The organism is Streptomyces swartbergensis, from assembly GCF_002148965.1.
Taxonomy (GTDB): Bacteria; Actinomycetota; Actinomycetes; order Streptomycetales; family Streptomycetaceae; genus Streptomyces; species Streptomyces swartbergensis.
On the sequence record NZ_NGFN01000037.1, the window covers coordinates 1 to 20,664 of the forward strand.

Annotated in this window: 12 protein-coding genes and 1 pseudogene; 9 read left to right on the forward strand and 4 right to left on the reverse strand. The window is 70.7% G+C overall.

What is annotated here, in order from left to right; all coding sequences use genetic code 11:
• Positions 1-80: 80 nt before the first annotated feature.
• Positions 81-754 (forward strand): annotated as a pseudogene (locus CA983_RS08875) (amidohydrolase family protein); the annotation flags it as partial.
• A gap of 69 nt (positions 755-823) precedes the next feature.
• Here CA983_RS08875 and CA983_RS08880 read toward each other — a convergent pair.
• Together CA983_RS08880 and CA983_RS08885 are read right to left on the reverse strand one after the other, a co-directional pair.
• Positions 824-1,654 carry a phosphatase PAP2 family protein gene (locus CA983_RS08880; protein ID WP_086600326.1) on the reverse strand — a complete coding sequence of 277 codons (831 nt, stop codon included), beginning with the start codon at positions 1,652-1,654 and terminating at the stop codon, positions 824-826.
• A 93-nt stretch (positions 1,655-1,747) separates the two neighbouring features.
• Positions 1,748-2,782, reverse strand: coding sequence for a LacI family DNA-binding transcriptional regulator (locus tag CA983_RS08885; protein WP_086600327.1), 1,035 nt, complete (start codon positions 2,780-2,782; stop codon positions 1,748-1,750).
• Positions 2,783-3,173: 391 nt separating this feature from the next.
• Between CA983_RS08885 and CA983_RS08890 the strand changes: the two genes are divergently transcribed.
• From CA983_RS08890 to CA983_RS08925, 8 genes are all read left to right on the forward strand, one after another.
• Positions 3,174-4,442, forward strand: coding sequence for an extracellular solute-binding protein (locus CA983_RS08890; protein ID WP_086600328.1), 1,269 nt, complete (start codon positions 3,174-3,176; stop codon positions 4,440-4,442).
• Positions 4,443-4,565: 123 nt separating this feature from the next.
• On the forward strand, positions 4,566-5,570 hold the full coding sequence (locus CA983_RS08895; protein WP_086600329.1) for a carbohydrate ABC transporter permease: 1,005 nt from the start codon (positions 4,566-4,568) through the stop codon (positions 5,568-5,570).
• Positions 5,571-5,584: 14 nt separating this feature from the next.
• Positions 5,585-6,493 (forward strand): sugar ABC transporter permease, encoded by a 909-nt coding sequence (locus CA983_RS08900; protein WP_086600330.1) that lies wholly within the window; start codon positions 5,585-5,587, stop codon positions 6,491-6,493.
• A 167-nt stretch (positions 6,494-6,660) separates the two neighbouring features.
• On the forward strand, positions 6,661-8,361 hold the full coding sequence (locus CA983_RS08905; RefSeq protein ID WP_425276436.1) for a glycoside hydrolase family 13 protein: 1,701 nt from the start codon (positions 6,661-6,663) through the stop codon (positions 8,359-8,361).
• A 131-nt stretch (positions 8,362-8,492) separates the two neighbouring features.
• Positions 8,493-9,866, forward strand: a complete 1,374-nt coding sequence (locus tag CA983_RS08910; protein WP_086600331.1) for an alpha-amylase — start codon at positions 8,493-8,495, stop codon at positions 9,864-9,866.
• 568 nt (positions 9,867-10,434) lie between these two features.
• Positions 10,435-15,861 (forward strand): pullulanase-type alpha-1,6-glucosidase, encoded by a 5,427-nt coding sequence (gene pulA, locus CA983_RS08915; RefSeq protein WP_086600332.1) that lies wholly within the window; start codon positions 10,435-10,437, stop codon positions 15,859-15,861.
• A gap of 75 nt (positions 15,862-15,936) precedes the next feature.
• Positions 15,937-17,556 carry a fused response regulator/phosphatase gene (locus CA983_RS08920; protein ID WP_086600333.1) on the forward strand — a complete coding sequence of 540 codons (1,620 nt, stop codon included), beginning with the start codon at positions 15,937-15,939 and terminating at the stop codon, positions 17,554-17,556.
• A 30-nt stretch (positions 17,557-17,586) separates the two neighbouring features.
• Complete coding sequence (locus CA983_RS08925; RefSeq protein ID WP_086600334.1) at positions 17,587-17,943, forward strand: 5-carboxymethyl-2-hydroxymuconate Delta-isomerase; 357 nt, start codon at positions 17,587-17,589, stop codon at positions 17,941-17,943.
• 6 nt (positions 17,944-17,949) lie between these two features.
• On the opposite strand, the gene CA983_RS08930 is transcribed toward CA983_RS08925, so the two are convergent.
• Together CA983_RS08930 and CA983_RS08935 are read right to left on the reverse strand one after the other, a co-directional pair.
• Complete coding sequence (locus CA983_RS08930; protein WP_086600335.1) at positions 17,950-18,639, reverse strand: TetR/AcrR family transcriptional regulator; 690 nt, start codon at positions 18,637-18,639, stop codon at positions 17,950-17,952.
• Between the two features lie 92 nt (positions 18,640-18,731).
• Positions 18,732-20,654, reverse strand: coding sequence for a hypothetical protein (locus tag CA983_RS08935; RefSeq protein WP_086600336.1), 1,923 nt, complete (start codon positions 20,652-20,654; stop codon positions 18,732-18,734).
• Positions 20,655-20,664 lie beyond the last annotated feature (10 nt).

Sequence of the window (20,664 nt, forward strand, 5' to 3'; positions counted from 1 at the left end):
CGCGGCTCCCCAGCCCCGGTCCCTACCGGCCCGCAGCTCCCTAGCTGTATTGATCACGAGCGTTGTTAACACCCGCTGCTCACGGCCAGGGCACGGACGCGTTCTGGCCCGACCCGGACGCCTACGCCGCCGCCGTACGGCACCTGCACGCGGCCGGGGTGCGCACGGCCACGCACGCCATCGGGACGCGGCGGTACGGCACGTCCTGGACGTGGCCGAGAGGCTCGGGCGGGGCGGGCGCGGGGCGCACCGCATCGAGCACATCGAGACCGTGCCGGACGAGCTGCTGCCGCGGTTCGCGCGGCTGGGAGCAGCGGCGTCCATGCAGCCGCCGCACACCGCGTACACCCGGGCCGACGGCACCGACGAGTGGTCCCGGCGGCTGGGCGCCGGGCGGGCCGGCCGTGCCTGGCGGCTGCGGGACCTGCGGGACGCGGGCGCGGTGGTGGCCCTCGGCTCGGACTGGCCGATCGCGCACTACGACGCCCGCGCCGTGCTCGCCACGGCCCGGGCGCCGAAGGGCGCGGCGTCGGCACGCGCCGGGCTGACCGGTCCGGAGGCGCTGGAGGGCTGCACCAGCCATGCGGCGCCGGCGGCGGGGGAGTCCGAGACGGCAGGGCGTATCGCTCCGGGTTTCCGGGCCGACCTGACGGCGCTGGGGCTCGACCCGGTGACCGCTCCGGCGGACGAGGTGGCCGAGGCACCGGTGCGACTGACGGTCACCGGGGGGCACGTGGTGTATCGGGGCAAGTGAGGCACGGGCGTCGCCGCCCCGGTCGCAGTCGCCGGTACCGCCCCGGTCGCAGTGGCGGTACCGCCCGGGTCACAGTCTGGCCGGTGCCATCTGCGGCAGCGCGTACGGCTGCCTCCCGTACCAGACCCCGGCCACCGCGAACCCGAAGGCCAGGCAGAGCACGCCACCGACCGCATCCAGCCAGAAATGGTTCGCCGTGGCGACGATGACGACCAGCGTCAGCGCCGGGTACAGCAGGCCCAGCACGCGCACCCAGGGGATCGCTGCCAGGGCGAAGATGGTCAGGCCGCACCACACGGACCAGCCGATGTGCATCGACGGCATCGCGGCGTACTGGTTGGACATGTGTTTCAGGTCGCCGGACGCCATCGATCCCCAGGTCTGGTGGACCATGACGGTGTCGATGAAGCCGCCGCCGTTCATCAGCCGTGGGGGCGCCAGCGGATACAGGTAGTAACCGACCAGGGCGACGGCGGTCGTCGCGAACAGCACCAGGCGGGTCGCCGCGTACCGGCCCGGATGGCGACGGTACATCCACACGAGCACACCCAGCGTCACCACGAAGTGCAGCGTCGCGTAGTAGTAGTTCATGCCGATGATCAGCCAAGTCACCGAGTTCACGGCCTGGTTCACCGACTCCTCGACGGCGATGCCCAGAGCGTGCTCGGCCTGCCAGATCCAGTCGGCGTTGCGCAGCGCCTCGGCCTTCTGCTCGGGCACGGCGTTGCGGACGAGCGAGTACGTCCAGTAACTCACCGCGATCAGCAGGATCTCGAACCAGAACCGGGGCCGACGGGGGGTGCGCAGCCGGGGGAGGAGACCCTGTCCCGGATCGGCCGCGACCGGGTCCGGAACGGCCGCTTTCCGGCCGTCCAGCGTCGTCACGGTCGTGTCACCCATAGGCACAAAGTCTGCCAGAAAAGCCCTGTTCCCCCGATCATCCTCCGCCCTGGTGCGGGCCGCATGTTCAGCGGCGAGATCCAGCCGCGAACCTCAGGAGCGAGCGCGGTCCCCAGGTGCCGAAGCCGTCGAGCCGCGCACCACCAGTTCCGGCATGAACACGAACTCGCTGTGGGGTGCGGGCGTCCCGCCGATCTCCTCCAGCAGCGTGCGGACCGCCGCCTGGCCCATCGCCGGGACCGGCTTGCGGATCGTGGTCAGCGGCGGGTCGGTGAAGGCGATCAGCGGAGAGTCGTCGAAGCCGACCACGGAGATGTCCGTCGGAACCTCCAGGCCGCGCTGGCGCGCCGCCCTGATCGCGCCCAGCGCCATCATGTCGCTGGCGCACACCACGGCCGTGCAGTTCCGCTCGATCAGCGCCGCGGCCGCGGCCTGCCCGCCCTCCAGGGTGTAGAGGGAGTGCTGCACCAGCTCCGTCTCGACGGTCTCGGCGCCCAGGCCCAACTGGTCCTGCATGGTGCGCACGAACCCCTCGATCTTGCGCTGCACGGGCACGAACCGCTTGGGCCCCAGGGCCAGACCGATCCGCGTGTGCCCCAGGGACACCAGGTGCGTCACCGCCAGGTTCATCGCCGCGCGGTCGTCGGGGGAGATGAACGGCGCCTGCACCTTCGGCGAGAAACCGTCGACCAGCACGTACGGCACGCCCTGCGCGCGCAGCCGGTCGTAGCGCTGCATGTCGGCGGTGGTGTCCGCGTGCAGCCCGGAGACGTAGATGATGCCGGCGACCCCTCGGTCGACCAGCATCTCCGTGAGCTCGTCCTCGGTCGAGCCGCCCGGGGTCTGGGTGGCCAGCACGGGCGTGTAGCCCTGCCGGGTCAGCGCCTGGCCGATGACCTGGGCCAGGGCCGGGAAGATCGGGTTCTCCAGCTCCGGGGTGATCAGGCCCACCAGGCCCTCGCTGCGCTGTCGCAGACGCACCGGGCGTTCGTAGCCCAGCACGTCGAGGGCGGCCAGCACGGACTGGCGCGTGGTGGCGGCGACGCCCGGCTTCCCGTTGAGGACGCGGCTGACGGTCGCTTCGCTCACCCCCGCCTGCGCAGCGATGTCGGCAAGCCGTGTGGTCACAGCACTGGACTGTAGCGGCCGGGGTTCCGCTTGCCCACCGACGGGACGCCTGGTGCGGGCCGGCGCACGGCCCGCTGCGGGTTGCTTGGTCATCGCGGTCCCTCGAAGTCGTGGTCGGCGCCGATCCGCAACGGATGATTCCCCCGGCGGCAACGGATGGCAAGTGCTTGCAGAGTCTTGCACAACTGTCCGACTCCCCGCCGGACAGGCGGAAATCCCGGTTCCACCAGGGTCCGGGAGAGGTCACGGCGGGATAACCATCCGCACCCCTTGCAACTTTTTGCTGCAAGGTCTTTCGCAACTCCTTCCAGCGCCGCTAATCTCACCGACGCCCGGCGGCCAACGGCGCAGTCGGCAGCACGAAACGGGCTTTCACCCTCAAGGAGAACTCATGCGGCGTGGCATAGCGGCCACCGCGCTGGTGGCGTCCCTCGCCCTGGCGGCGACGGCGTGCGGCGGGAGCGACAGCGGCGACGAGGCCGACGGCCCGGTCACCATCACCTGGTGGGACACCTCCAACGCCACCAACGAGGCGCCGACGTACAAGGCCCTGGTCAAGGAGTTCGAGGCCGCCAACAAGGACATCAAGGTCAACTACGTCAACGTCCCCTTCGACCAGGCGCAGAACAAGTTCGACACCGCCGCCGGTTCCAAGGGCGCCCCCGACGTGCTGCGCTCCGAGGTCGGCTGGACCCCCGCCTTCGCCAAGAAGGGCTTCTTCGCGCCCCTGGACGGCACCGAGGCCCTCGCCGAGCAGGACAAGTTCCAGCCCAGCCTGATCGAGCAGGCCAAGTACGACGGCAAGACCTACGGCGTCCCCTTCACCACGGACACCCTCGCCCTCGTCTACAACAAGGAACTGTTCAAGAAGGCCGGCGTCGAGGCCCCCAAGACCTGGGACGACCTGAAGAAGGCCGCCGCCACCATCAAGGACAAGACCGGCGTCGACGGCTACTGGGGCTCCACCCAGGCCTACTACGCGCAGTCCTTCCTCTACGGCGAGGGCACCGACACCGTCGACGTCGACGCCAAGAAGATCACCGTCACCTCGCCCGCCGCCAAGAAGGCCTACGGCACCTGGCAGGGCCTCTTCAGCGGCAAGGGCCTGCACAAGGCCGACACCACCGCCGACGCCTACGCCCACATCCAGGAGGCGTTCGTCAGCGGCAAGGTCGCCTCGATCATCCAGGGCCCGTGGGAGATCACCAACTTCTACAAGGGCTCCGCCTTCAAGGACAAGAACAACCTCGGCATCGCCACCGTCCCGGCCGGCTCCACCGGCAAGGCGGGCGCCCCGACCGGCGGCCACAACCTCTCCGTGTACGCGGGCTCGGACAAGGCCCACCAGGAGGCCTCGCTGAAGTTCGTGAAGTTCATGACCTCGGCGAAGGCCCAGGAGACCATCGCGCTGAAGAACTCCACGCTCCCCACGCGCGAGGACGCCTACACCGCCGAGGTCAAGGCCGACCCGGGTATCGCCGGCTACCAGGGCGTGCTGTCCTCCGCCCAGCCGCGCCCGGCACTGCCCGAGTACAGCTCGCTGTGGGGTCCGCTCGACGACGAGCTGATCGAGATCGCGGGCGGCAAGGAGTCCCTGGACAAGGGCCTCGGCGACGCCGAGACCGCCATCGCCAAGCTGGTGCCGGACTTCTCCAAGTGACCGCCGCGTGGCCGCCGGATCCCCGGTCATGGGGGAGGGGATCCGGCGGCCACCGGCCGCGCCTGCGCCCGGGCCCGGGCAGCTCCCCTCCGAACTCCTTGAACCTCCAGAAGGTGCCGAACCATGACAGTCGTCATCGACCGAGCGACCGGCAAGCGGCGCGGTGAGCGGGAACCGCGACCCGGGCCGGCCCGGCGGCTGAAGAACGGCTTCCACAAGCACTGGTACGCCTACGCGATGATCGCGCCGGTGGCGATCGTCCTCGGCGTCCTCGTGCTGTACCCGCTGGCGTACGGCCTGTACCTCACGCTCACCGACGCCACCAGCCTGAACACCGCCCGCACCATCGGCGTCAACGAGATCGACGCCACCTACAAGTTCATCGGCCTGGACAACTACGCCGACATCCTGTGGGGCCCGACGGCGTACGACCGCTTCTGGTCGCACGTCCTGTGGACGGTCTTCTGGACCGCGGCCTGCGTCACCCTGCACTACGGCATCGGCCTCGGTCTGGCCCTGCTGCTCAACCAGAAGCTGCGCGGGCGCACCCTCTACCGGATGATCCTGGTGCTGCCCTGGGCCGTGCCGACCTTCGTCACCGTCTTCGGCTGGCGGTTCATGCTCGCCGACGGCGGCATCATCAACTCCGGCCTGGACTTCCTGCACCTGCCGACGCCGCTGTGGCTGGAGGACACCTCCTGGCAGCGGTTCGCCGCGATCATGGTCAACACCTGGTGCGGTGTGCCGTTCATGATGGTCTCGCTGCTCGGCGGGCTCCAGTCGATCGACGCGAGCCTGTACGAGGCGTCCGAGATGGACGGGGCCAACGCCTGGCAGCGGTTCCGGTACGTCACCCTGCCCGGCCTGAGGTCCGTCAGCACCACGGTGGTGCTCCTGGGCGTGATCTGGACGTTCAACCAGTTCGCCATCATCTTCCTGCTGTTCGGGAACACCGCCCCGGACGCCCAGATCCTCGTGACCTGGGCCTACCAGCTGGGCTTCGGACAGCAGCCGCGCGACTACGCCCAGTCCGCCGCCTACGGGATCCTGCTCCTGTCCATCCTGATCGTCTTCACCTCCTTCTACCGCCGCTGGCTGAACCGCAACGAGCAGCAGCTCGCGATCTGAGGCAGGAGTCCGAAATGAGTACGACCACCGTCGAGACCTCCGCCGCGGACACCGGGCGGCGACCCGCCGGCGCACCCCGCACGGTCCGCCGCCGCGGCGGGCACAGCCGCACGACATCCCTCGTCTCGCACGCCATCCTGATCGGCGCGAGCCTGACCGCGCTCTTCCCGATCGCCTGGCTGGTCTTCCTGTCCCTCGGACCGGACAAGGACGACTACCTCCACCCCGGGCGCATCTGGGGCAAGATGGCGCTCGACAACTACGCGTTCGTCCTCCAGGACACCAATTTCTTCCACTGGCTGAAGAGCACGCTGATCGTGGGGCTCGGCACGACGCTGATCGGCGTCGTCGTCGCCGCGTCCACCGGCTACGCGGTCTCCCGCATGCGGTTCCCCGGCTACCGGAAGCTGATGTGGGTGCTGCTCGTCACCCAGATGTTCCCGATCGCGGTACTGATCGTGCCGATGTACCAGATCCTCTCGGATCTGCAGCTCATCGACAGCTACCTTGGTCTCATCCTTGTCAACTGCACCACGATCGTGCCGTACTGCGCTTGGCTGATGAAGGGCTATTTCGACACCATCCCGTTCGAGATCGACGAGGCCGGGCGCGTCGACGGGCTGACCCCCTTCGGCACCTTTGCGCGGCTGATCCTGCCGCTGGCCAAGCCGGGCCTCGCGGTCGCTGCGTTCTACAGCTTCCTCACGGCCTTCGGTGAGGTCGCGTTCGCTTCCACGTTCCTGCTGAGCGACGACAAGTACACGTTCGCCGTCGGTCTGCAGACGTTCGTGAGCGAGCATGACGCGCAGCGGAACCTGATGGCCGCGACGGCTGTGCTGATCGCCATACCGGCTGCCGTGTTCTTCTACCTCGTGCAGAAGAACCTGGTGACCGGGCTGACCGCCGGCGGCACGAAGGGGTGACCTTCGTCGAGCGATCGGCTGCGGGTCCGTCGTGGCTGGTCGCGCCCACGCGGCGGAGCCGCACATTGATACAGCCCCGCGCCCCTATGGGGCGCGGCTGGGGCGGCCGTGGCGCCCATCCGACCCCGCTGTGCCGCGGCCGCCCCATCTCCCCACCCACGCCTTCCATGACCGACATCCTGTTACGCATCAAGGACGACATGAGCCAGCACTCAGCTGCACCTGCCCCCACCCCCACGTCCGCCGTGGCCGTCGCCAAGCGTCGCGACTGGTGGCGGGACGCGGTGATCTACCAGGTGTACCCGCGCAGCTTCGCCGACAGCAACGGCGACGGCATGGGCGACCTGGAAGGTGTCCGCACCCGTCTGCCGTACCTGCGCGACCTCGGCGTGGACGCCGTGTGGCTCAGCCCCTTCTACGCCTCGCCGCAGGCCGACGCCGGCTACGACGTCGCCGACTACCGGGCCGTCGATCCGATGTTCGGCAACCTCCTGGACGCCGACGCGCTGATCCGCGACGCCCACGAGCTGGGCCTCAGGATCATCGTCGACCTGGTGCCCAACCACTCCTCCGACCAGCACGAGTGGTTCAAGCGGGCCGTCGCGGAGGGCCCGGGCTCCCCTCTGCGGGAGCGCTACCACTTCCGCCCCGGCAAGGGGAAGAACGGCGAGCTGCCGCCCAACGACTGGGAGTCGATCTTCGGCGGCCCGGCGTGGACGCAGGTCCCGGACGGTGAGTGGTACCTGCACCTGTTCGCCCCCGAGCAGCCCGACTTCAACTGGGAGCACCCGGCGGTCGGCGACGAGTTCCGTTCCATCCTGCGCTTCTGGCTGGACATGGGCGTCGACGGCTTCCGGATCGATGTCGCCCACGGTCTGGTGAAGGCGGAAGGGCTGCCCGACCTTGGATCCCACGACCAGGTGAAGCTGCTGGGCAACGATGTCATGCCGTTCTTCGACCAGGAGGGCGTGCACGAGATCTACCGGCAGTGGCGGCTCGTCCTCGACGAGTACGCGGGCGAGCGGATCTTCGTCGCCGAGGCATGGACGCCGACCATCGAGCGCACCGCCAACTACGTCCGCCCGGACGAGCTGCACCAGGCCTTCAACTTCCAGTACCTGAGCACCCACTGGGACGCCGCGGAGATGCGCGAGGTCATCGACCGCACCCTGGAGGCCATGCGCCCGGTCGGCGCCCCCGCCACCTGGGTGCTGTCCAACCACGACGTGACCCGGCACGCCACCCGCTTCGCCAACCCGCCCGGCCTCGGCACCCAGATCCGCCTGGCCGGCGACCGGGAACTGGGCCTGCGCAGGGCCCGGGCCGCGACCCTGCTGATGCTCGCGCTGCCCGGCTCGGCCTACATCTACCAGGGCGAGGAGCTGGGCCTTCCGGACGTCGTCGACCTGCCGGACGAGGTGCGTCAGGACCCGGCGTACTTCCGGGGCGCGGGCCAGGACGGCTTCCGCGACGGGTGCCGGGTGCCGATCCCGTGGACCAGGACTGGGTCGTCGTACGGCTTCGGCGACGGGGGGAGCTGGCTGCCGCAGCCGGAGGGCTGGGGCGAGCTGAGCGTCGAGGCGCAGACCGGCGAGCCCGGCTCGACACTGGAGCTGTACCGGGCCGCGCTCGCCGCGCGCCGCGCGCAGCCCGACCTCGGCGCCGGCTCCTCCGTGGAGTGGCTGCGGGCGCCCGAGGGCGTGCTCGCCTTCCGGCGCGGGGAGTTCGTGTGCGTCGCCAACACCACCGGCGAGTCGGTGGCGATGCCGGCGTACGGCCGGGTGCTGGTCGCGAGCGCGGAGATCGTCCAGGTCGACGACGAGGCGAAGGTGCCCGCCGACACCACGGTGTGGTGGACCATCGCCTGACGACCTGCCTGATTTTCCGTTGAATTTCGCACGGCCCGCTGCCCTTCGGGGCGGCGGGCCTTTACCATCTGCGTCACCGCAAGGTTTCTGAACCTTGCAGCAAGAACCTTCAAAGAAGAAGGAAACCCCACATGGCACGCAGACACCTCTCCGCCGCCGTCGCGCTCGCCGCGGCTGTGGTTGTCATGCACCCGACGAATGCACAGGCCTCCCCACCTGGCACCAAGGACGTCACCGCAGTCCTCTTCGAGTGGAAGTACGCCTCCGTCGCCCGCGAGTGCGGCACCACCCTCGGTCCCGCCGGATACGGCTACGTCCAGGTCTCCCCGCCCGCCGAGCACATACAGGGCCCGCAGTGGTGGACCTCGTACCAGCCGGTCAGCTACAAGATCGCCGGCCGGCTCGGTGACCGCGCGGCCTTCCGGAACATGGTGAACACCTGCCACGCGGCCGGTGTGAAGGTCGTCGTCGACACGGTGATCAACCACATGTCGGCGGGCGACGGCACCGGCACCGGCGGCTCCTCCTACACGAAGTACGACTACCCCGGCCTGTACTCCTGGTACGACTTCGACGACTGCACCTCCCGGATCGGCAACTACCAGGACCGCTGGAACGTCCAGCACTGCGAACTGGTGGGCCTCGCCGACCTCGACACCGGCGAGAACTACGTCCGCGGGGCCATCGCCGGGTACCTGAACGACCTGCTCTCCCTCGGCGTCGACGGCTTCCGCATCGACGCGGCCAAGCACATGGACGCGGCCGACCTGGCGAACATCAAGTCGCGGCTGAGCAATCCGTCGGCGTACTGGAAGCAAGAGGTCATCCACGGCGCCGGCGAAGCCGTCCAGCCCACCGAGTACACGGGCAACGGCGACGTCCAGGAGTTCCGCTACGCCTACGACCTCAAGCGGGTCTTCAACAACGAGATCCTCGCCTACCTGAAGAACTACGGCGAGGGCTGGGGCTATATGAACAGCGGCGTCTCCGGCGTCTTCGTCGACAACCACGACACCGAGCGCAACGGCTCGACCCTCAGCTACAAGGACGGCGCCACCTACACCCTGGCCAACGTCTTCATGCTCGCCTGGCCCTACGGCGCGCCCGACATCAACTCCGGCTACGAGTTCACCGACCACGACGCCGGCCCGCCGGGCGGCGGCACGGTCAACGCCTGCTGGCAGGACGGCTGGAAGTGCCAGCACAACTGGCCGGAGATCAAGTCCATGGTCGGCTTCCGCAACGCCACACGCGGCGAGCCGGTCACCAACTGGTGGGACAACGGCGGCGACGCCATCGCCTTCGGCCGGGGCGGCAAGGGCTTCGTGGCCATCAACCACGAGTCCGGCTCCCTGACCCGGACCTACCAGACCTCGCTGCCGGCCGGGACCTACTGCAACGTGCAGAACAACACGACGGTGACGGTGAACCCCAGTGGGCAGTTCACGGCCACCCTGGGCTCCAACACCGCCCTGGCGATCCACGCCGGTAAGTCCAGCTGCTGAGCCGCCTCGGCAGGCTGCCCGGCGCGCGTACGCACGCGTGCCGGGCGGGCTGTCGAAGACGGCTGACGCTCTGCCGGTTCGCCTCGCGGACCCTGGCGAGCAGCTCGTTCTCCCGCGGAGCCGCGGCCAACTCGCGGGCCGTGCCCGGGGAGCAGCGTCCGAGATCCACAAGGGGCGACAGGTAGTCGCTTGCGAGGGAGAACTGGACTCTCCGCTACCCGGATGGCAAGCAGTACGGCTCTCCCCTGCCTACGACCTGGTCTGCGTCACTGCCTGTCCCAAGACCAAGGCTGACCCGAGTCGACTGGCGTACGACCGCTGACTGGGCCTGCGCCATCAATCCTGCCGGCTCCAGTACCTGACCAGGGCATGGACCCCGCGGCGAGCGGCCCCTGCAGCACCCTCCTGTGGCGGCTGGGTCTGCTGACGCGGACCAACTCGACCTGCTGAAGGTTTCGCTGAAAGTTCTTACCAACAGTTTCAGGACTCTTGCTGTAAGCGTTTCGGCGGCGATACGGTCGCGCGGGGTCGGACCCGAGAGAGCCGCATTCGCAAGGAGTCCACGTCAGTGATACCGAGATGGCCGGTGCCGTCCAGGCGCCGAACCCCCCGTGCCGGACGGGTCGCCGCAGTCACCGCCACCGCGCTGGCCGCAGCACTCGTCCAGCCGCTCGCCGCCGGGGCGGCCACCCCGCCGGCGCCCCCGTCCGACGCGAAGCTCGCCGCCGAGCCCGCCCGCCACGACGCCACCCGTGAGCAGTTCTACTTCGTTCTGCCGGACCGCTTCGCCAACGGCGACCGCGGGAACGACAAGGGCGGCCTGACCGGCTCCCGCCTCACCACCGGCTACGACCCCACCGACAAGGGCTTCTACCAGGGCGGCGACCTCAAGGGCCTGACCAAGAAGCTCGACTACATCAAGGGCCTGGGCACCACCGCCCTCTGGATGGCCCCGATCTTCAAGAACCAGCCCGTGCAGGGCACGGGGAGCAACGCCTCTGCCGGCTACCACGGCTACTGGATCACGGACTTCACCCAGGTCGACCCGCACTTCGGCACCAACGAGGACCTCGAAACCCTCATCGGCAAGGCGCACGCCAGGGGCATGAAGGTCTTCTTCGACGTCATCACCAACCACACGGCGGATGTCGTCGACTATGAGGAGAAGTCGTACGACTACCTCTCCAAGGGGGCCTTCCCCTACCTGACGAAGGACGGGAGGCCGTTCGACGACGCCGACTACGCGGACGGCAAGCGGGACTTCCCGGAGGTCGACCGCGACTCCTTCCCGCGCACGCCCCAAGTGACCCGGAAGAACAAGGTCCCGTCCTGGCTCAACGACCCGACGATGTACCACAACCGCGGCGACTCCACCTTCGCCGGTGAGAGCTCCGCGCACGGCGACTTCTCCGGCCTCGACGACCTGTGGACCGAGCGGCCCGAGGTCGTCAGGGGCATGGAGAAGATCTACCAGCGCTGGGTGCGGGACTTCGACATCGACGGCTTCCGGATCGACACCGTGAAGCACGTCAACATGGAGTTCTGGACGCAGTGGGCCACCGCCCTGGACGCGTACGCCGCCAAGCAGGGCCGTGACGACTTCTTCATGTTCGGCGAGGTCTACTCGGCCGACACGGACGTCACCTCCCCGTACGTCACCCGGGGTCGGCTCGACGCCACGCTCGACTTCCCCTTCCAGGAGGCGGCCCGCCAGTACGCCTCGCAGGGCGGCAGCGCGCAGAAGCTCGCGAGTGTCTTCGGCGACGACTACAAGTACACGACCGGCAAGGCCAACGCGTACGAGCAGGTCACCTTCCTCGGCAACCACGACATGGGCAGGATCGGGTCCTTCCTGAAGCAGGACGACCCGAAGGCCTCCGACGCGGAGCTGCTGAAGAAGGACAAGCTCGCCAACGAGCTGATGTTCCTCAGTCGCGGCAACCCCGTCGTCTACTACGGCGACGAGCAGGGCTTCGCCGGCGCGGGCGGCGACAAGGACGCCCGGCAGAGCATGTTCGCCTCCCGCACCGCCGACTACCTCGACGACGACCGGATCGGCACCGACCGCACCCATGCCGAGGACGCCTACGACACGAGAGCGCCGCTCTACCGCCAGATCAGTGCTCTCGCCAAGCTCCGCAAGGCCAACCCGGCCCTCACCGACGGTGTCCAGCAGCAGCGGTACGCGGCCGACGGCCCGGGCGTCTACGCCTTCTCCCGCACCGACGCGAAGACCGGCATCGAGTACGTCGTCGCCTTCAACAACGCCGCCGACGAGAAGACCGCGACCTTCGCGACCGGCTCGGCCGGCATGACGTTCCGGGGTATCCACGGCACCGACGCCTCCCCGAAGAGCGACGCCGACAAGAAGCTCACCGTCACCGTCCCGCCCGGCTCGGCGATCGTCCTCAAGGCGGCCGGCGAGCTCGCGAAGCCCGCCACCGCGCCGACGCTCACCCTGAAGGCCCCGGCGGCCGGCGCCACCGGCACCGTCGAGGTCACCGCGGACGCCGACGGCGGACAGCTCAACCGGGTCGTCTTCGCCGCCCAGACCGGCAACGGGAAGTGGCAGGTCCTCGGATCCGCCGACCACGCCCCGTACAAGGTCACCCACACCGTCGGCAAGGACGTACCGCCCGGCACGGCCCTGCGCTACAAGGCCGTCGTGGTCGACTCTGCCGGCCGCACCGCGAGTGCCCTGGCCGCCTCCACCACCGGCACCCCGCCCGCCGAGGAGCCGCCCAGTGCCTCCTCCCGCGACTACGCGATCGTCCACTACAAGCGCGCCGACGGGAACTACGCGGACTGGGGCCTGTACGCCTGGGGCGACATCGCCGACGGCGAGGCCACCGAGTGGCCGGGCAGTCACCCCTTCACCGGTCGTGACGCCTACGGTGCCTTCGCCTGGGTCAAGCTCAAGCCCGGCGCCTCGACCGTCGGCTTCCTCGTCATCGACAAGGACGGCGACAAGGACGTCGCCGCCGACCGCACGATCGACGTCACCAAGACCGGCGAGGTCTGGATCGAGCAGGGCAAGGAGACCGTCACCACCGAGCGCCCGGACCACCCGGCGCCCGATCGGACCAAGGCCGTCCTGCACTACCACCGCGCCGACGGGAACTACGACGGCTGGGGCCTCCACGTCTGGACCGGCGCCGCGCACCCCACCGACTGGTCGAACCCCCTGAAGCCGGTCAAGACTGATTCCTATGGCGCAGTCTTCGAGGTACCGCTCAGCGACGGGGCCACCAGTCTCAGCTACATCATCCACAAGGGCGACGAGAAGGACCTGCCCACCGACCAGTCGCTCGACCTCAGGGCGAACGGCCACGAGGTGTGGCTGGTGAGCGGCCAGGAGAAGTACCTGCTCCCGCAGCCCGCGGGCAGTACCGCCGCCCTCGATCTGACCACCTCCAAGGCGGTCTGGATCGACCGGAACACCCTCGCCTGGAACGGCTCCGAGGCCGCCGCCTCCACCCAGCTGCTGTACAGCCGGGACGGCTCGATCGCGGTGCAGGACGGCGCGCTGACCAGCGACGACGAGAGGTGGCTCCGTCTTTCCGCGACCACCCTCACCGATGCCCAGAAGGCGAAGTTCCCGCACCTGAAGGACTACGCAGCCTGGTCCGTCGACCCACGCGACCGCGACCGGGTCCGCGAGGCCCTGCGCGGCCAGCTCGTGGCCACGCAGCGGGCCGCTGGGGGCACCTCCCAGGCATTCGGCTCTGGGGGAGGGGCCGTGCTCGCGGCGACCGGTGTTCAGATCGCCGGTGTGCTCGACGACCTGTACGACGCGACGAAGGCCGACCTGGGGCCGACGTTCTCCAAGGGCCGCCCCACCCTGTCCGTCTGGGCACCGACCGCGCAGTCCGTGTCACTGGAGATCGGCGACGCCACCGTGCCGATGAAGCGCGACGACACCACCGGCGTCTGGTCCGCCACCGGCCCCAAGTCCTGGAAGGGCAAGCCCTACCGGTACGTCGTGAAGGTCTGGGCGCCCAGCGTCCGCAAGGTCGTCACCAACAAGGTCACCGACCCCTACGCGGTCGCCCTCACCGCGGACTCCGAGCGCAGTCTCGTCGTCGACCTGGACGACAAGGCCCTCGAGCCCGACGGCTGGTCGACGTACACCAAGCCCAAGGCCGTACCGCTGAAGGACGCCCAGATCCAGGAGCTGCACATCCGGGACTTCTCCGTCGAGGACAGGACGGCCAAGCACCCGGGCACCTACCTGGCCTTCACCGGCAAGGCGAGCGACGGCTCGAAGCACCTGCGCGAGCTGGCGAAGGCCGGCACCTCGTACGTCCATCTCCTGCCCGCCTTCGACATCGCCACCATCCCGGAGCGCAAGGCCGACCAGGCGAGCGTCGACTGTGACCTGGCCTCCTACCCGGCCGACTCCGACAAGCAGCAGGAGTGCGTCGGGAAGATCGCCGCCAAGGACGCCTACAACTGGGGCTACGACCCGTACCACTACACGGTCCCCGAGGGCTCCTACGCCACCGACCCGGACGGCACGGCCCGTACGGTCGAGTTCCGCGAGATGGTCAAGGCCCTCAACGACGACGGCCTGCGGGTCGTCATGGACGTCGTCTACAACCACACCGCGGCCGCCGGCCAGGAGAGGACGAGCGTCCTCGACCGGATCGTGCCCGGCTACTACCAGCGGCTCCTCGCCGACGGCTCGGTGGCGAACAGCACCTGCTGTGCCAACACCGCCACCGAGAACGCCATGATGGGCAAGCTGGTCGTCGACTCGATCGTCACCTGGGCCAGGGAGTACAAGGTCGACGGCTTCCGCTTCGACCTCATGGGCCACCACCCGAAGGCCAACATCCTCGCGGTCCGCAAGGCCCTCGACGCGCTCACCCCTCAGAAGGACGGCGTCGACGGCAAGAAGATCATCCTGTACGGGGAGGGCTGGAACTTCGGGGAGGTCGCCGACGACGCCCGGTTCGTCCAAGCCACGCAGAAGCACATGGCCGGCACCGGCATCGCCACCTTCTCCGACCGGGCCCGTGACGCCGTGCGCGGCGGCGGCCCCTTCGACGAGGACCCCGGCGTGCAGGGCTTCGCGTCCGGCCTCTACACCGAACCCAACTCCTCGGAGCACAACGGCACTCCGGCCGAGCAGAAGGCCCGCCTGCTGCACTACCAGGACCTGATCAAGGTCGGGCTCTCCGGCAACCTCGCCGGCTACCGGTTCACCGGCACCGGCGGCAAGGAGGTCAAGGGCTCCGAGGTCGACTACAACGGCTCACCCGCCGGATACGCGGACGCCCCCGGCGACGCCCTGGCCTACGCCGACGCGCACGACAACGAGTCCCTGTTCGACGCGCTCGCCTTCAAGCTGCCCGCCACGACCAGTGCGTCCGACCGGGCCCGTATGCAGGTCCTGGCCATGGCGACGGCCACCCTGTCCCAGGGCCCGGCCCTCTCCCAGGCGGGCACCGACCTGCTCCGTTCCAAGTCCCTGGACCGCAACTCCTACGACAGCGGCGACTGGTTCAACGCCGTCCACTGGAACTGCGCCGACGGCAACGGCTTCGGCCGCGGACTGCCCATGGCGGCCGACAACGCCGGCAAGTGGCCGTACGCCAAACCCCTGTTGAGCAAGGTCAGGGTGGGCTGCGAGCAGATCGAGGGCGCCTCGGCGGCGTACCGGGACCTGCTGCGGATCCGTACCACCGAGCAGGCCTTCTCCCTCGGCACCGCCGAGCAGGTGCAGTCCCGGCTCTCCTTCCCGCTGTCCGGCAAGGACGAGACACCCGGCGTGATCACCATGCGGCTCGGTGACCTCGTCGTCGTCTTCAACGCCACGCCCGAGCGGCGGGAACAGCGCGTCCCCGCACTCGCCGGGACCGGCTACCGGTTGCACCCGGTGCAGGCGGCGGGGGCGGACTCTATCGTCAAGTCGTCCTCCTACGCGGCGGAATCGGGCACGTTCGCCGTTCCGGGGCGTACGGTCGCCGTCTTCACCCGGGCCGCCGGATAGCCGCACTACGGTGGGTGGGACAGGCCGTGCCCGGCGGTCTGCCCCACCCACGCACGCCCCCGAGGGGCAGTCGAGATGTACGGCAACGGCACGCAGCGGAACCCAGGCACCACCGTGCTGGTCGTGGACGACGTCGCGGCCAGCCGGTACGCCATGGGCGCGGTGCTGAGCCGGGCCGGTCACCAAGTCGTGCCGGTCGCCAGCGGCGGCGAGGCGCTCGTCGAGCTCGACGTCCGGCTGCGGGACGGCACCCTGCCCGACGTGGCCCTCGTCGACGTGGGCCTGCCGGACATGAGCGGCTTCGAACTGTGCCGCCGGCTCCGGGCCCGGCCGCCCATGGCCGCACTGCCCGTCGTGCACTTCTCCGCCGCCGCGACCGCGCCGGGCGACCGGTGCCGGGGACTGGACGCGGGCGGCGACGCCTATCTGACCGTGCCCGCCGAGCCGCAGGAGATCCAGGCCGTCGTACGGGCCGCCGTGCGCGGGGCCCGCCGCAGCACGGGCGCGGAGACCGCCGTCCACCGTCTGACGCTGCTGTCCGAGGCCATCGTCACCGTGCAGGCCGCCCGCTGCCCGCGGGAACTCGCCGCCGCGGCCGCCGAAGGCGCCGCACACCTCACCGACTCGCCCTCAGTGGTGTTCGTGATCGGCCCGGACGGCGAGCCGTACCGGGGCACGGCCCGGTGCCGCCCCGCGCCGGCGGACAGCGGCGCGCACCAGGCGGCGGCACGGCTGGTCACCCGGTTCGCGGAGGGCCGTACGGGCGTCACCAGCGCCGTCGTCCCCGCGCCGCTGTGGCCGGCCGGGATGTTCCGGCCGGGCGTCGAGGAGGACGCCCGGCTGACCGTGGCGACCGCCCAGGACGGCCGGACGGTGGTCTGCCTCGCCACGCCCGTACGGCGCGCCGCGATCACCGACCCCGCGGCCGACGGGCTGCTCGCCCGCCTCGCCCAGGCGTGCGCGCTCGCCGCCGAGCCGCTGCTGCTGTACCGGGTGGAGCGGCATGTCGCCCTCACCCTCCAGCACAGCTTCCTGCCCCAGCCGCACAGGCTGCCGCATCTGCCCGGCGTCGACATCGTCGTCCGCTATGTGCCCGCCTCCCGGCAGACCGAGATCGGCGGCGACTTCTACGCCGCCCTGGGCACCGACGAGGGCGTGCTCACCGCCGTCGGGGACGTCGTCGGGCACTCGCTGGGCGCGGCCACCGTCATGGTCGAGATCCGGCACGCGCTGCGCGCCTACTGCGTGACCGAGAGCGACCCGCTGGTGCTGGCCGGGCGGCTCGACCGGATGCTCCAGCTGTACCACCCCGACGTCACGGCCACCGTCTGCCTGGCCCTGGTCGATCCCGGCAGCGGGCGGGTGCGGATCGCCAACGCCGGTCACATCCCGCCGCTGATCCTGCGCGACGGGGGCGGTGCCGACTACGTCGACGCGTGCGGACCGCTGCTCGGGCTGGGCCTGGACCGGCCCGAGCCGACCGAGCGTCACCTGGCCCCCACCGACCGCCTCCTCATGGTCACCGACGGCCTCATCGAGACCCGCGGCACTCCCCTCGACACCTCCCTGGAACAGCTCCGCACGGCCGCCGCCGACGCCCCGGCCGGCCTCGACCCCCTCTGCGACGTGCTGCTCGGCTGTTTCGGCCGGGACCGGGAGGACGACATCGCGATGCTGGCGCTGCGGTTAGGGTGAGCCCGATGGCCGCCTAGAACAGGAGTACTCATGCCGCAGATCACCGTCGACTATTCCGCCGACCTCGCGGACGACTTCGACCGGCCCGGGTTCGCGAAGGCGCTGCACGAGGCGACGGTCGAGATCGCGGCCGCCAAGCCGGCGGCGTGCAAGACCCGGTTCCGCCGGACCGAAGACGTCGTGGTCGGCCCCGAGACCGAGGGGCACGCGCATGTCCACGTCCACATCGCGCTGCTCGCCGGCCGCACCGAGGAGACCAGGGCCCGGCTCACCGAGGCCACCCTGGAGTTGCTGCGCACCCACCTGAAGGACGCCGAGGGGCGCGTACTGCACGCCTCCGCGGAGGTGCGTGAACTGGACGCGTCCTACCGGAAGTTCGAGAGCTGAGCCGTCTCAGGTCGCCAGCGCCAGCAGGCGGCCGGCCAGGCTGGCGAACGGACCGTCGGCCGGCTCCTCCCCGGCGATACGGCGCAGCAGGGCGGCCATCTCCGCGTCCTGGGCGGCGCTGACGGCGGTGAGCGCGGCGAAGTCGTGGACGAGCTGGACCTCCAGCTCGGCCCGCGGGATGCGCCGGCCGTCCAGCCAGATCAGCGCCGTCGACTCGGCGAGCGAGATCCAGGAACGCACGACCAGTTCCAGCCGCGCGGGCGGATCGGTCACGCCCAGGTGCGAAAGGATCTGGACATACGCGGCCTGCCGTACGGAGTCGATGAGCGCGTTGGTCGTCGAGGAGCCGACCGCCGGACCGCCGCGCATCAGGGCGGAGAAACCGGGGCCGTGCTCGTCCACGAAGTCGAAGAAGCGGCGCATCACACGCAGCAGCCGCGCCCCCAGCGGCCCCTCGTGCGGCTCCACGAACCGGGCCGCGAGGTCGTCCGAGGCCCGCTTCAACGCGGCCTCGTACAGGCTGAGTTTGCCGGGGAAGTAGTGGTAGACCAAAGGGCGTGAAATGCCCGCGGCCGACGCTATCTCGTCGATGGAGACCTCGTCGGGCGAGCGGCGGCTGAACAGTTCGAGGGCGACGCCGATCAACTGCTGCCGCCGCTCCTCGACTCCCAATCTGCGGCGAACCCCGGTAGTCATGCGAACACCTTACCGATCGATTCCGGCCTCGAACGGATCGGATCGGTCGGGGATGGTCACCGGGTGCGCCGGGCGGACGCCTCAGCCGCCGCTCAGCGCAGCCCGCCGATCGAACGCCCGTCCCGCAGCGTCCCCTTCAGTTCGGCCCGCGCCCCCTGCTCGGCCGGCACGGTCAGCAAACTGGTCTGCGACGACCCGCCGACCCCGCCCTTAGCCCGGATCGACGCCGTCTCCCGGCTGCCGGCCGCCAGCAGGTACCAGTCGCCCGCCTTCGACTTCCACAGCACTCCGGCCAGCACGTGCGGCTCGCGCGCCCCGCACGCGGGGACGTTCTCGGCCTTCGCCGCCACCGCCCCGTACGTCCCGCCCGGCGTGTGGAACTGGGCCAGCACCCGCACGCCGCCGCCCCGCCAGGTCTCGGCCCGGGTGCACACCCACGCGGCCGAACCGCTCGCGTCCGGCAGCGGCTGCTCGTTGAACGCCCAGGCGTTGACGTTCCGCACGCCCGCGGAGCGCACCGAGCCCAGCGAGCAGGCGAACGGAGACCAGGTGCGCAGCGCCYCGGCGCCGGACGCCTCGCCCGGGGAGCCGGGCCGTCCGGCGGTGAGCCGGGCCGGGACCAGTTCGCCGAGGTCGGTCAGCAGCCGGGTCTTCGTGCCGTCGGTCAGTTGCAGCACGTTCCACGACGTGCACGCGCCGGACCGCAGAACCGGGCTGGCCAGCGGCGCGGTCACACCGCCGGTGAGGGCCAGGTCCATCGCGCCGGAGCCCGGCTTCATCAGGTCCCGCTCGCCCGCCTTCTTCACCCAAGGGGCGGTCAGATAACGGACGTTGCCGTCGGCCCGGCCCAGGACCACCGCGCCCGCCTCGGCCCGGCCCGCGCCGTCGACCCGGGCGAAGTCGAGGGCGGCGCCCTGTGTGCCCTCCTTCGGCTCGGCGTACCGGGTGATGCGCAGACCGTCGTAGAGGATCACCACGCGCGCCGCGTCGACCGTCCCCGCGTACAGCAGCTGGGGCGGTCCGGCCGGGCCGCCGGACGGGGTGCCCGGCGTTGCGGACACCCGCACCGTCTCGCCCGGGCGGGCCCAGACGGCCAGGGCGCGGCGCAGCAGGGCCGAGTCGCCGGTGAGGTCGCCGCGGGCCGGCCACACCGAGAAGTCGGTGCGCGCCGAGCCCCGCCACGCGGTGGGGGAGACCCTGGTCAGCTTCGCCGGGTCCAGGGCGGCCTGGGCGGCCGGGTTCCGCGCGTACGGCGGCGCGGCGGCGCCGTCGGGGCCCCAGCCCTCGCCGGGCAGCCCCAGCAGCGCCCCGCACACCAGCAGGGCCGCCCCGGCGGCCAGCGCGGCCTTCAGGTGCTGGCGGCGCCGCATCAGGTCGGTGGGGCGGGCCTGGAGCGAGCAGGGGTCGAACTCGGGGGAGTCGAGCAGTCCGTACTGCGCGGGGATCCCGTCGGCCTCCAGCAGCGCACCGTCCGCGTCGGCGACCCCCGCGGCCGTGAGCACCTTGCGTACGCCGTCGTCCGTCAGCCGCTCCAGGCCGCGCAGCGCGTACGCGGCCCGGGCCGGGCCCGACAGGGTGGACAGCCGCTGGTCCAGGGCGAGTTCGTCGGCGCCGCCGGACCGCGGGAACAGCTTCAGCCCCCACACCTGCGGCAGCACCGGCGGCAGCTGGGACCGCTTCGGCCAGGCCTTGCGCTTCAGCGGCAGCCCCGCCTCCAGCGCCGTACGCAGCACCTGGAGACGGACCAGGGCGTAGCCCGGGTCGCCGTCACGGCCGGTCGACTGGGCCGGGATCACCGGCGCCGGTGTGCGGTTGCGGGGGAGTGCGCGCTGGGTGAGGGCGTGTGCGGTGAGGACGCGCCTGCTGCGGCCCAGGCCCGGCGGCAGCACCAGATAGGCGAGCCGCACGAGCCGCGGATAGTGCTCGACGAGCGCGGCCTCGGCCTGCTCGACATCGACGACCGGGCCGGCGGGGGAAGGGGGCGCGGGGCGCTGGGCGACATCCTGTGACTGCACGTTCAGCAGA